Annotated in this window: 18 protein-coding genes and 1 pseudogene; 15 read left to right on the forward strand and 4 right to left on the reverse strand. The window is 64.2% G+C overall.

What is annotated here, in order from left to right:
- The 10 genes and pseudogenes from BGO62_RS06215 to xerD form a co-directional block, all read left to right on the forward strand.
- Positions 1 to 440 (forward strand): annotated as a pseudogene (locus BGO62_RS06215) (signal recognition particle protein); the annotation flags it as partial.
- A 74-nt stretch (positions 441 to 514) separates the two neighbouring features.
- Positions 515 to 769 (forward strand): 30S ribosomal protein S16, encoded by a 255-nt coding sequence (gene rpsP, locus BGO62_RS06220; protein WP_296640285.1) that lies wholly within the window; start codon positions 515 to 517, stop codon positions 767 to 769.
- A gap of 36 nt (positions 770 to 805) precedes the next feature.
- Positions 806 to 1,306: a ribosome maturation factor RimM gene (gene rimM / locus BGO62_RS06225; RefSeq protein WP_296640287.1), complete on the forward strand. Its 501-nt coding sequence runs from the start codon at positions 806 to 808 to the stop codon at positions 1,304 to 1,306.
- On the forward strand, positions 1,306 to 2,070 hold the full coding sequence (gene trmD / locus BGO62_RS06230) for a tRNA (guanosine(37)-N1)-methyltransferase TrmD (RefSeq protein ID WP_296640288.1): 765 nt from the start codon (positions 1,306 to 1,308) through the stop codon (positions 2,068 to 2,070). The genes rimM and trmD overlap by 1 nt, the downstream gene beginning before the upstream one ends.
- A 74-nt stretch (positions 2,071 to 2,144) precedes the next feature.
- Positions 2,145 to 2,528, forward strand: coding sequence for a 50S ribosomal protein L19 (gene rplS, locus BGO62_RS06235; protein ID WP_296640289.1), 384 nt, complete (start codon positions 2,145 to 2,147; stop codon positions 2,526 to 2,528).
- Between the two features lie 150 nt (positions 2,529 to 2,678).
- Positions 2,679 to 3,266 carry a TetR/AcrR family transcriptional regulator gene (locus tag BGO62_RS06240; protein WP_296640290.1) on the forward strand — a complete coding sequence of 196 codons (588 nt, stop codon included), beginning with the start codon at positions 2,679 to 2,681 and terminating at the stop codon, positions 3,264 to 3,266.
- On the forward strand, positions 3,263 to 3,523 hold the full coding sequence (locus tag BGO62_RS06245; RefSeq protein WP_296640291.1) for a hypothetical protein: 261 nt from the start codon (positions 3,263 to 3,265) through the stop codon (positions 3,521 to 3,523). The genes BGO62_RS06240 and BGO62_RS06245 overlap by 4 nt, the downstream gene beginning before the upstream one ends.
- A 44-nt stretch (positions 3,524 to 3,567) precedes the next feature.
- Entirely contained in the window at positions 3,568 to 4,062 is a 495-nt protein-coding gene (locus tag BGO62_RS06250; RefSeq protein WP_296640293.1) for a DsrE family protein, read from the forward strand.
- 27 nt (positions 4,063 to 4,089) lie between these two features.
- Positions 4,090 to 4,569: a methylated-DNA--[protein]-cysteine S-methyltransferase gene (locus BGO62_RS06255; RefSeq protein WP_296640294.1), complete on the forward strand. Its 480-nt coding sequence runs from the start codon at positions 4,090 to 4,092 to the stop codon at positions 4,567 to 4,569.
- Positions 4,550 to 5,440, forward strand: a complete 891-nt coding sequence (xerD, locus tag BGO62_RS06260; protein ID WP_296640295.1) for a site-specific tyrosine recombinase XerD — start codon at positions 4,550 to 4,552, stop codon at positions 5,438 to 5,440. The genes BGO62_RS06255 and xerD overlap by 20 nt, the downstream gene beginning before the upstream one ends.
- 3 nt (positions 5,441 to 5,443) lie before the next feature.
- On the opposite strand, the gene BGO62_RS06265 is transcribed toward xerD, so the two are convergent.
- From BGO62_RS06265 to BGO62_RS06275, 3 genes are read right to left on the reverse strand one after another with little or no spacing between them, the layout of a single operon-like run.
- Positions 5,444 to 6,400, reverse strand: coding sequence for a succinylglutamate desuccinylase/aspartoacylase family protein (locus BGO62_RS06265; RefSeq protein ID WP_296640297.1), 957 nt, complete (start codon positions 6,398 to 6,400; stop codon positions 5,444 to 5,446).
- A complete protein-coding gene (locus tag BGO62_RS06270; RefSeq protein WP_296640299.1) occupies positions 6,397 to 7,218 on the reverse strand; it encodes a sulfite exporter TauE/SafE family protein in 822 nt (273 codons plus the stop codon). Before BGO62_RS06270 ends, BGO62_RS06265 begins: the two co-directional genes overlap by 4 nt.
- Positions 7,131 to 7,493, reverse strand: a complete 363-nt coding sequence (locus tag BGO62_RS06275; RefSeq protein ID WP_296640301.1) for a dihydroneopterin aldolase — start codon at positions 7,491 to 7,493, stop codon at positions 7,131 to 7,133. Before BGO62_RS06275 ends, BGO62_RS06270 begins: the two co-directional genes overlap by 88 nt.
- A gap of 51 nt (positions 7,494 to 7,544) precedes the next feature.
- Between BGO62_RS06275 and plsY the strand changes: the two genes are divergently transcribed.
- Both plsY and BGO62_RS06285 read left to right on the forward strand, forming a co-directional pair.
- On the forward strand, positions 7,545 to 8,147 hold the full coding sequence (gene plsY / locus BGO62_RS06280; RefSeq protein WP_296640303.1) for a glycerol-3-phosphate 1-O-acyltransferase PlsY: 603 nt from the start codon (positions 7,545 to 7,547) through the stop codon (positions 8,145 to 8,147).
- A 16-nt stretch (positions 8,148 to 8,163) separates the two neighbouring features.
- Positions 8,164 to 8,964 carry a hypothetical protein gene (locus BGO62_RS06285; protein WP_296640305.1) on the forward strand — a complete coding sequence of 267 codons (801 nt, stop codon included), beginning with the start codon at positions 8,164 to 8,166 and terminating at the stop codon, positions 8,962 to 8,964.
- Position 8,965: 1 nt separating this feature from the next.
- Here BGO62_RS06285 and tsaD read toward each other — a convergent pair whose 3' ends face one another.
- Positions 8,966 to 9,973 (reverse strand): tRNA (adenosine(37)-N6)-threonylcarbamoyltransferase complex transferase subunit TsaD, encoded by a 1,008-nt coding sequence (gene tsaD / locus BGO62_RS06290; protein WP_296640307.1) that lies wholly within the window; start codon positions 9,971 to 9,973, stop codon positions 8,966 to 8,968.
- 97 nt (positions 9,974 to 10,070) lie between these two features.
- Between tsaD and rpsU the strand changes: the two genes are divergently transcribed.
- The 3 genes from rpsU to dnaG all read left to right on the forward strand — a co-directional run.
- Entirely contained in the window at positions 10,071 to 10,283 is a 213-nt protein-coding gene (gene rpsU, locus BGO62_RS06295; protein ID WP_018078141.1) for a 30S ribosomal protein S21, read from the forward strand.
- Between the two features lie 28 nt (positions 10,284 to 10,311).
- Positions 10,312 to 10,758, forward strand: a complete 447-nt coding sequence (locus BGO62_RS06300) for a GatB/YqeY domain-containing protein (protein ID WP_296640314.1) — start codon at positions 10,312 to 10,314, stop codon at positions 10,756 to 10,758.
- Positions 10,759 to 10,798: 40 nt separating this feature from the next.
- The coding region (gene dnaG / locus BGO62_RS06305; protein WP_296640318.1) for a DNA primase at positions 10,799 to 11,550 on the forward strand (752 nt) is incomplete at its 3' end.

The following is an 11,550-nucleotide window of genomic DNA, read 5'->3' on the forward strand; positions in this document are numbered from 1 at the left end:
TGATCGAGCAGGCACAAGGCTCGGTCGACCTCGCCGAAGCGAAAAAACTCGCCGACAAGGTCAAGAAGGGCAAGGACTTCGACCTCGAAGACTTCAAGACGCAAATCCAGCAGATGCGCAAGATGGGCGGACTGTCCGCGCTGATGGACAAGCTGCCGGGCGCCGGCCAGATGCCGATCCCGGCTGGCGCCGACGACAAGGCCGTCAACCGGGTGGAGGGCATCATCAACAGCATGACCCCGCTGGAGCGCCGCAAACCCGAAATCATCAAGGCCAGCCGCAAGCGCCGTATCGCCGCCGGCGCGGGGGTGCAGGTACAGGAGGTCAACAAACTGCTGAACCAGTTCGAGCAGGCGCAGAAAATGATGAAAATGATGGGCAAGGGCGGCCTGTCCAAGATGATGCGCGGCATGAAGGGCATGCTGCCTGGAATGCGGTAAAGCCTGCCCACTGGCAAGCTCGGGGTTTTTGAGTATAATTCGCGGTTTTCTCCGTTTACCCGGTGGGTTGAATCATGGTCGTTATTCGTCTTTCGCGCGGCGGCGCCAAAAACCGTCCCTTCTACAACGTGGTGGTGGCCGATTCGCGCTGTCGCCGTGATGGCCGCTTCATCGAGCGCGTCGGCTTCTACAATCCGGTGGCCGCTGCAGGTGCCGAAGCCGTGCGCCTGGACCAGGAACGCATCGGCTATTGGGTGAGCCACGGCGCGCAGATGTCCGACACCGTCGCCCGTCTGGTCAAGCAGAACAAGCCCGCTGCCGCTGCCTGATCTGGCTGCACAAGAAGCCTGGGGCGGCTGTCCGCATTGAATAACGACTGGGTCGTTATGGGGCGCATCGCCGCCCCGTTCGGCATCAAGGGCTGGGTCAAGGTCCAGCCCTACAGCGAAGACCCGGGCGCGCTGATGGATTTCGAATCCTGGCGCGTCGGGCGCGGCGAGCAGCAGGCGCATTACCGCGTCGAGATCGTTCAGGACCATGGCAAGGCCCTGGTCGCCAAGCTGGCCGGCATCGACGACCGCGACGCGGCATATGCCCTGCGCGGACAGGAAATCTCGGTGGCGAAACGCGATCTGCCGCCGCCGGAAGAAAACGAGTTCTACTGGTCCGACCTGATCGGCCTGAGCGTGGTCAACCGCGAAGGCATCGAGCTGGGCAAGGTCGACAGCCTGATGGAAAGCGGGGCGAACGATCTGCTGGTCGTCAAGGGTGCGCGCGAGCACCTGATTCCGTTCGTCGCGGCCTTCGTCGGCAAGGTCGATCTGGCCAGCGGGACGATCGAGGTGGACTGGGGCGAAGACTACTGATGCGCTTCGACGCGGTCACGCTCTTCGCCGAGATGTTCGACGCCGTGCTGGATTACGGCATCACCCGGCGCGCGCTGGATCGCGGACTGTACCGGTTCAAAGCCTGGAATCCGCGCGATTTCACCGACGATCCGCACCGCACGGTGGACGACCGCCCTTACGGTGGCGGCCCCGGGATGCTGATGCTGGCCGAGCCGCTGGAGCGCGCACTGAACGCGGTGCAGCAGGAGCTTGCCAGCGAAAATTCGATGCCGTGGGTGGTGCATTTTTCACCCCGCGGCCGCCCGCTGACGCATCGGCGGGTGATGGAACTGAAGGAAAAGCCTGCGCTGGTGTTGCTGTGCGGGCGTTATGAGGGCATCGACGAGCGGCTGTTGCAGCGCCGCGTGGACGAGGAACTCTCGCTCGGCGACTTTGTGCTGTCGGGTGGCGAACTCCCCGCGCTCGCACTGATGGACGCCCTCATCCGGCAACTGCCGGGCGCGTTGAACGATGCGGATTCGGCGGTGGAGGACTCCTTCGCCAATGGCCTGCTCGACTGCCCGCACTACACCCGGCCCGAGGTGTGGCAGGGCATGGCGGTGCCGGACGTGTTGAAAAGCGGCAACCACGCCGCGATTGCACAATGGCGGTTGCAGCAAAGCCTGACGATCACGGCAACGCATCGCCCCGATCTGCTGGCCGGGCGCGTGTTGTCGAAACAGGAACAGGATATTCTCGCTACGCACCTATCCGGGGCGCAGCAGAACGAAGCGGTCCGGTAATCCCGGGCCAATATGAAACGGCGCGACGTCCACCCGCAGCGGTGCACCTATCACGCCAGATGCAAGGAAACGTCATGAACATCATCGAGCAACTCGAGCAGGAAGAAATCGCCCGCCTGGGCAAAACCATCCCCGAATTCGCCCCCGGCGACACCATCGTCGTCCAGGTGAAAGTGAAGGAAGGTGCCCGCGAGCGTCTGCAGGCCTACGAAGGCGTGGTCATCGCCAAGCGCAACCGCGGCCTCAACTCCGCCTTCACCGTGCGCAAGATCTCCGCAGGCGAAGGCGTCGAGCGCACCTTCCAGACCTACTCGCCGCTGGTCGCCGGCATCGAAGTCAAGCGCCGCGGCGACGTGCGCCGCGCCAAGCTGTACTACCTGCGCGAGCGTTCCGGCAAATCCGCCCGCATCAAGGAAAAGCTGCCCAGCCGCAAGGCAACTGCAGCGGCTGCCGAATAAGCCTCCTTCTGCGCCAACAAAAATGCCCGCTTCGTGCGGGCGTTTTTGTTGGTGCTGCCTAACTTCGCCTTGATCTGGCAAATCAGGGCGCTTGACTCCGGCCGCGTCTCGCCATAAATTAGAACGAACGTTCGTTCTAATTACTCCGCCATGCCTGAAATCGCCGCTCAGCGCGAAGACACGCGCACCCTGGTTCTGGATGCCGCCCTGAACCTGTTCACCGACAGAGGGTATTTCGCGACTTCGGTGCATGACATCAGCCGCACGGCCGGCGTAAGCATCGGCTCGATCTATCACCATTTCGGCGACAAGGAAGGGCTGGCCCGCGCGCTGTACGCGACGCTAACCGCCCGCATGCTGCAACTCATCGACGAAATCGAGCGTCAGGCGGACAGCAGCCATGATCGGGCTCGCGAGTTGGTAACGCGCCTGTTCGCGCTGACCGAGACGCAGCCCCAGGCAATGGCCTTCATCTTGTATGCGCGGCATCGGGAATTCTTGCCCGACGAGCCGCCGGTCTGCTCCTCGCGCCCATTTGCCCGAATGCGCGAGATGGTCAGTCGCGGCATGGCACGCGGGGAAATCCGTCAAATGGACGCCATGGTCGCCTCCACCTGCCTGTTCGGCGGCCCCATCCGGATGATTACCGCACGCCTGGACGGCATTCTGCCGCATCCCTTGCCGACTTACCTGGACGAAGTATGGGCCTGCGCCTGGCGGGCGGTGGCGACGTCATGAAACCCGGAAAGGAAACCATTCTCATGTCGGACACCCCCAGCCGGGCGGTCGAAACCTATTGTTTCGGCTGCGTGTACTACCCGCCCAATCTACCCTCGCATGCTTACGCCACCGCCGATTGGGCCATGCTGAAAGCGCGCGCCTGTGCCTTCGAACAGATTCCCGGCACGGACGATTGCCTGGCCTGCCGCAAGACCAGCTGCAGCCTGGTCGATCTCGACGCCGTCCGCCAGGCCAGCGCCGGCCCGCGCGAATAGCGATCGGCGCGATCCCGCTTCACCCCACGGAGTCCTCCCCCATCATGAAACGCATTTTCATCCGTCTCGCCACCCTGATGCTGCTGGCCTTCAGCGGCTTCGCCCTTTCGTCCCCCATCAACGACAGCCACGCCCTGCGGGGCGTCAAGCAAGGCAAAGGCGTGTTCCTGATCGATTTTGCCGACCCCAAAAAAACCGCGTTCTATCTCGACATCATCAAGGGCACCCATGCCGGCATGCTGCGGCAAGGGGTAAAACCCGATTTCGTGATCGTCTACATCGGCCCCACGGTCCGCTTTCTGACCACGGCGCCGGATGGCGAACTCGAACTGGAACACGGCGACAGCCTCAAGGCCATCGCCAGCCACGTCAAGGCACTGAACGACCTCGGCGTCAGGCATGAAGTGTGCGCCGTCGCCACCCGCGTGTTCAATGTGGACAACGCGACGATCCTGCCCGGCATGCAACTGGTGGGCGACGGCTTCATTTCGCTGGTCGGCTGGCAAACCCAGGGCTACAAGCTGGTACCGCTGTTCTAGCCGGAGCGCACGCAAGCCTCGGCTAGAATGGTGTTCATGCATGCCTACGACGCCATTCTTTCCGCCCCGATGTGCTGCCTCGGCGCCGGCTTCACCGGCGATGCGCTGACGCGGCTGGATTTTTTGCCGGTAGACACGCCTGTTTCTGCGCGGCGGGACAGCCGCGTCCGGCAGCTGGCCCGCGAACTGGATGCCTACTGGAACGACCCCGCCCACGTTTTCGATCTGCTCTTCGTGCCGCAGGGCACGCCGTTCCAGTTGCGGGTGTGGCACGCGCTGCTGGGCATTCCGCCCGGACAGCCGACCACCTATGGCGCACTGGCAAAACGGCTCGGCACCGCCGCACGCGCGGTGGGGCAGGCATGCGGATCCAACCCCTTGCCCATCCTCATCCCCTGCCATCGCGTGGTGGCGGCACACGGCCTGGGCGGCTTCATGCATTCGTCCGGCGGCGCGCCGCTGGACGTGAAAACCTGGCTGCTGGTGCATGAGCGACGCGCTGATTGAGCGGTTTTGCGATCACCTGTGGCTGGAAGACGGGCTGGCGAACCTGACGCTGGCAGCCTACCGGCGCGATCTGGAAAGCTTTGCCGCCTGGCTGGAGAAGGAACGCGCCCGTGGACTCGATGCCGCCGTGGCGGGCGATCTCGAAGCCTATCTGGCGTGGCGTTTCGCCTGCCGCACCCAGCCCCGCAGCGCAGCCCGCTACACCTCGGCACTGAAGCGGTTTTATCGTTATCTGTTGCGCGAACGCCTGATCGCCACCGACCCCACACTCAATCTGGACAGCCCCAAGCTGCCGCGCGCGCTGCCCAAGACGCTGACCGAGGCCGATGTGGCGCGCCTGCTCGACAGCACCGCTCCCGACACGCCGCCGGGACTGCGCGACCGTGCGATGCTGGAAACCCTGTACGCCACCGGCTTGCGGGTATCGGAGCTGGTGGGTCTGAAGCTGGCAGCGGTCAATCTCGGCGACGGCGTGCTGCGCGTGACCGGCAAGGGCAACAAAGACCGTCTGGTGCCGCTGGGCGAGGAAGCGGTGCTGTGGCTGCAGCGCTATCTGTCAGACGCCCGCCCGCTCTTGCAGGGAAAGCAGCCGAGCGATGCGATGTTCATCACCGCGCGTGGCGGCGGCATGACGCGGCAGGCGTTCTGGTACCTCATCAAGCGCCGCGCCCGCCTTGCCGGAATCACGCGCCCGCTGTCGCCGCACACGCTGCGCCACGCATTTGCCACCCATCTGCTGAACCATGGCGCCGACCTGCGGGTCGTGCAGATGCTGCTCGGGCACAGCGACATTTCGACCACGCAGATTTACACCCATGTGGCGCGCGAGCGGCTGAAACAGCTGCATGCACAGCATCATCCGCGCGGCTGACCCTCACACCCGCATGCTCGGACTCGCCAGATAAAACCACTCCTGCCCCGGCAGCGCCCCCGGATTGGGAAACACGATGCAGCCATCGCGATCCGCCGTCACCGGCGTGCCGTCGTGGCGCATACCGATCATTTCGCCGGCACGCACACGGTCGAAACTCGACCAGCCACATGCAAAGGTGTCGTCAGGATGGGCGCGGTCGATGACCTGATACAGGCGCAACGTTTCGGTAGCCGTCACCGGCGCCGGATCCTCCGCCGCCGTCAGGCCCAGGTGCGCCAGCGTGTTGTGCAGCGCACGATAGGCCACTGCGGGCGCGGCGGGATCGTCGTGCTGGCCGCATTCGAGCGTGAGCGCGATGCCGCCCTGGGCCCGCATGTATTCGGTGGTGCCGACGCCGTAATGCACGTCGGCTTCGCGTGCCGACACCCCCGCCGCCAGGCGGCGCGCGACGCCCGCCGCGTAGGTGTCGAGCCAGCCATCGACGAAGCGACGCACGCCCAGACGCAACGCCAGTGCCGTTTCCTCGGCCGCGCGCGCAAACGGCTCCAGCGCGCCGTTATTGTCTTGCGGCCCCAACATCACGAAGGGCTCGCCCGCCGTGTGGAACGAATGCAGGTCGAGCAGCGCGTCGTGCTGCGCCAGCAGGGGGCACAGCCAGTTGGCGATGCGGTCCTCGAACTCAAGCGGCGTGTCGGTGGGCGCAAGGTTGCGGTTGAGATTGCGGTCGCCCATGCGCCGATGGCGGGCATAGGCCAGCGGATTGGTGACCGGCACGAACGTCACGCTGCCCTTGGCAATACCCAGTCGGCCGGACTCGATCTCCGCAATCACCTGACGGATCGCCTGCGTGCCACAGGTTTCATTACCGTGCACCGCACCCAGCACGATCAGGCGCGCACCCGGCGCCAGCCCGGTGAACGAGACGGATTGAAAATGCAGCGATTCGGTTTCACTCATGCATTCAGGGCCTTGAATAACAACGATATGCTCGATACCAGCAACAGCACGCCGACCAGCCGCGTCATCTGTGCCTGGCTCAGGCCCACATGCACGCGCCCGCCCAGATACAACGCACCCAGCACCAGCGGCAGTGCGGCCAAATACGCGGTCCACACCTCGGCCGTCATCAATAGTCCGGCAACCAGAAAGCTGGCGATGCGCGTCAGCCCCTCGGTAAAGAACAGCGCCGAAAACGTCGCGCGCAAATCGCTTTTATCGCGGATGCGGTGGGTCAGGTAGATCACGTACGGCGGCCCGCCGGTGCCGAACAAGGCCCCCACGGTGCCGCCGGTGAGCGCGGCCGGCGCTGCCCAGGCGCGCGAAGCCGGTCTGTCGCCGCGGATATCGAGCACGCTGCGCACGGCAAAAACGAAGACGAATCCAGCCAGCGCAATCAACATGGGTTCTGGCGACAGATTGACCAGCAGGCTGGTACCCAGCACCACGCCAACGATGCCGAACGGAATCAGGATGCCGATTTCGTTCCAATGCACGCGCTTGAAGTTAAGGCCCCCGATCACGATCGATGCGGTGAAATCCAGCAGCAGGATCAAAGGCACGACAAACTGCAACGGCAGAAACAGCGCCAGCAAGGGCACCGAAATCAGCCCCGAGCCAAAGCCGGTGATGCCACGGATGAGATACGCCGCCAGCAGGATGGCCGCCATTGCGGCCATGTGCTCCAGACTCACAGTCGCATACCGCGCTCGATGGTGATGCCGAGTTCCTTGATCCCCGGCACGATGGCGAATTTGGTCACCGACACCTTCACCCACGGCGCGCCGAATTCATCGCGCACAATGGCGGCGACGTGTTCGGCCACCGATTCGACCAGGGTGATGGGTTGCGGCGCGTTGTGCAGGTATTCCTTCACCCGCTGGGCCACCGCGCCGTAGTCGATGGTGTCGGCCACGTTGTCGGTGCCGCCGGCCTTGCTGTGGGGCAGGCCGATCTCCAGATCAAGCCGCACCGGTTGCGGCACTTTGCGTTCCCACTCGTATATGCCGATAATCAGTTCGAGACGGAAGTCCCGCAAAAATAAAATATCCATCGCGCAGCCCCCGTGGGCCCAACCCAAACGCGCCATTTTACTGACTTGTTTATGACCACGCTGTTGTTTATTGCTGTCGCCTACCTGCTGGGCTCGTTATCGTTTGCCGTGATCGTCAGCCGCGCCATGCGCCTACCCGATCCGCGCAGCTTCGGGTCGGGCAACCCCGGCGCCACCAATGTGCTGCGCACCGGGCGCAAAGCCGCAGCCGCACTGACGCTGCTCGGCGACGCCCTCAAGGGCTGGGTGGCGGTGATGCTGGCGCGCCTGCTGGCGCCGCAGTTCGGCCTCGGCGAGGACATTGCCCTGCTGTGCGCGCTGGCGGTGTTCATCGGCCACCTGTTCCCCGTGTTTTTCCGTTTCCAGGGCGGCAAGGGCGTGGCCACCGCGCTCGGCGTACTCGTCGGGCTCAATCCCTGGCTCGGGCTGGCGTGCCTCGCCACCTGGCTGCTCATGGCAGGGGTGTTCCGCATTTCCTCGCTCGCCGCGCTGACCACCGCGGTGCTCGCTCCGGTCTACGCGGGGCTGCTGATGGGCTGGGACGATGTGGCCATGAGTGTGCTGGTGATCGCGCTGCTGCTGGTCTATCGTCACAAGAACAACCTCATCAAGCTGGCGACCGGCCAGGAAGCCCGCATCGGCGCCAGCAAATAGGCACGGCTCACCTGACATGGCCCTGTTCGACAAAACCATCGATCACGCAAAGGAGAGCCTCGCCGAAGTGTCGCGCGAGGCGATCGACCACGCCGGCGAGCGCCTGGCGGATGTGGTGAAGGTCGGCGTCTCGCAGGCCGGCACCGAACTCAAGGACGTCATCTGGCAGGCCAGCCAGGAAATCGACGCCAAGCTCGACAAGATTTCCGACGAACTGCACGAACAGCGACAGTTCACCAAGGACGACGTGCGCGAGCTGGTCGATTACGCCGGCGAAAAGCTCGGCACGCTGATGGACGAGCGCATCGTCCGCGCCAAAACGGAAATCTCCGCCCTGGTGCAGGAAAAGGTCGAATACTTCAAGCAGGAAGTCGACGGCTTCTTCATCGAGCGGCAGCGCGACCTTGCACGTGAGCGACGGCGCCTGTTCATCAACGTCGCCATCGCGATTCTGGCCTCGCTGTCGCTGGGCTTCGTGTCCTGGCTGTACCACCAGTATCTCGGCGGCGGGCTCGACGTGTTCGCCCTGTTCCGCATCGTGTTTGCCTCGCTGGCCGGAGGCTATGCGGCCTACCTCGCGGTGAAGCTGCTGCGCCGCTGGGTGTCGATGTCGGAACACAGGAAAGACACGCTGTTCCTGGTCAGTCGCTACTGGGGTGTTTTGCGGCCGGAAAGCATTTTCGGCACGGTGATCCTGGTCTGCCTGATGGCGGTGCTGGCGGGTTTTTTGCTGTTCCCCGAACAGATCGCGCAGCTCACCGGCAGCGAAAAATGGCTGAAGGCCTTGCGTCAGGCCTACCCCATGCTCCGGCAGTAGTTCACACCGCGTCGAGCGCAGCCAGTTCCCAACGCGGCTTGACCGCAAACGTCAGATCGCTGCTGCCCGCATGTGCCAGCCGCTGCGCGCCGGCGAAGGCGATCATCGCGCCGTTGTCGGTGCAGAACTCCAATCGCGGGTAGAACACGGTGACGCCGCGTGCGGCCGCTTCGCGCGTGAGCCGCTCGCGCAAATGGGCGTTGGCACCCACTCCCCCCGCCACCACCAGCCGCGTCGCACCACTGCGCGCGCAAGCTGCCAGGCTCTTGCTCACCAGCACCTCCACCGCCGCGACCTGGAAGGCCGCCGCGATATCCGCCGCCTGTTCCAGACCCTGCTTGCGCACCAGCGTCAGCACCGCTGTCTTGAGACCGGAAAAGCTGAAATCGAAATCGCCCGAATTGAGCATCGGCCGCGGCAGGCTGAAACGGCCGGCATCGCCGGTTGCCGCCAGTCTCGACAGCGCGGGGCCGCCCGGATAGCCCAGGCCAAGCAGTTGCGCGGTCTTGTCGAAGGCCTCGCCCGCTGCATCGTCCAGCGTTTCGCCCAGCAGGGTGTAGCGCCCAACGCCGGACACCAGCATCAGCTGCGTGTGCCCGCCCGATACCAGCAAGGCGACAAAGGGGAATTCCGGCGGCGTATCGGAAATCAGCGGCGACAGCATATGGCCTTCCAGATGGTGCACGCCGACCGCGGAAATATCCAGCGCGAAGGCCAGCGCGCGCGCCATCCCAGCCCCCACCAGCAAGGCGCCCGCCAGTCCGGGCCCCTGGGTGTAGGCAATGCCATCGAGGTCGGCCAGCGTGCGGCCACCCTCTGCCAGGACCTGGCGGGTCAGCGGCAACACGCGCCGGATATGGTCGCGCGACGCCAGTTCAGGCACCACCCCGCCGTATTCGTTGTGCATTGCGATCTGCGAATACAACGCATGCGCGAGCAGGCCGTGCACGCTGTCATACAGCGCGACACCGGTTTCATCGCAGGAGGATTCGACGCCAAGCACCAGCATAGGGGAGTTAAAGCGGGGGACTGGAAAAAAGCTCGTGGGCTTGTTATTATTCTTGTTTTTCCAGTTCACAGGAAGCTTTCCCGGAAGCCAACTTCAGATGCCCCACGTCAAAGTCAAAGAAAACGAGCCGTTTGATGTCGCCCTGCGCCGCTTCAAGCGTTCCATCGAAAAAGTCGGCCTTCTGACCGAACTGCGCGCCCGCGAGTTCTACGAGAAGCCCACCGCCGAACGCAAGCGCAAACTCGCCGCCGCCGTCAAGCGCCAGAGCAAGCGCCTGCGCGGCCAGCAACTCCCTCCCAAGATGTATTGATTCTGCATTCACGCAGAATCACGTCCCCATGTCGCTCAAGGCACGCATTACCGACGACATGAAAGCAGCCATGCGCGCCAAGGAAACGGCGCGCCTCGGTACGATTCGCCTGTTGCTCGCTGCGATCAAGCAGAAAGAAGTTGACGAACGCATCGAACCGGACGATGCGGCGGTCAGCGGCATCGTCGAAAAACTCATCAAGCAGCGCAAGGATTCGATCAGCCAGTTTCAGGCTGCCGGCAGGGATGACCTGGTGGCGGCGGAGCAGGCCGAACTCGTTGTCTTGCAAGACTACCTGCCCGAACAGCTCTCTGTCGCAGAGGTCGAGGCCGAGGTCGCAGCGGCCATTGCCGAATCCGGTGCGGCCTCTGCCCGTGATATGGGCAAGGTCATGGGACTGTTGAAGCCCCGCCTCGCCGGCCGTGCCGACATGGGCCAGGTTTCCGCGCTGATCAAAGCCCGCCTCGCGGGCTGAGCGCCACCCGGCGCTCGCCCGGGTTTATCATGCAGTAACCATGATCCCGCGCGATTTCATCGACACCCTGCTTGCCCGCGTCGACATCGTCGACGTCATCGATCGGCGCGTGCCACTGAAAAAAGCCGGGCAGAACTACCAGGCCTGCTGTCCCTTTCACAGCGAAAAAACCCCTTCCTTCACGGTCAGTCCGACCAAACAGTTCTACCACTGCTTCGGCTGCGGCGCACACGGCACCGCGCTCGGCTTCCTGATGGAATACGAGCACATGAGCTTTCCCGACGCAGTCGGGGCGCTGGCCCAGGACGTGGGCCTGCCGGTGCCCGAATCCGGCGAACCCGACCGGCCCAAGCCGCCGCCGGCGCTGTGGGACGCACTGGAGCAGGCCGCGCAGTTCTATAAAAAACAGCTGAAGCAGACGCCGCATGCCATCGACTATTTGAAACGGCGCGGACTGACCGGTACCATCGCCGCCCGCTACGGCATCGGCTACGCACCGGATGGATGGTCCCCGCTGAAGCAGGTTTTCGCCGATTACACGGCGGACACCCTCGCCGCCTCCGGTTTGGTCGTCGATGGCGACAATCGACGCTACGACCGCTTCCGCGACCGCATCATGTTCCCCATCAAGAACGCCAAGGGCCGGATAGTCGGCTTCGGCGGCCGGGTACTCGGCCAGGGGGAGCCGAAATACCTCAATTCGCCGGAAACCCCGCTATTCCACAAAGGCTCGGAGCTTTACGGCCTGTTCGAAGCGCGCGCCGCGATCAAGGCTGCCGGCCGCGCCATCGT

Origin of the sequence: Thiobacillus sp. 65-1402 (assembly GCF_001897685.1) — a bacterium.
Taxonomy (GTDB): Bacteria; Pseudomonadota; Gammaproteobacteria; order Burkholderiales; family Thiobacillaceae; genus Thiobacillus.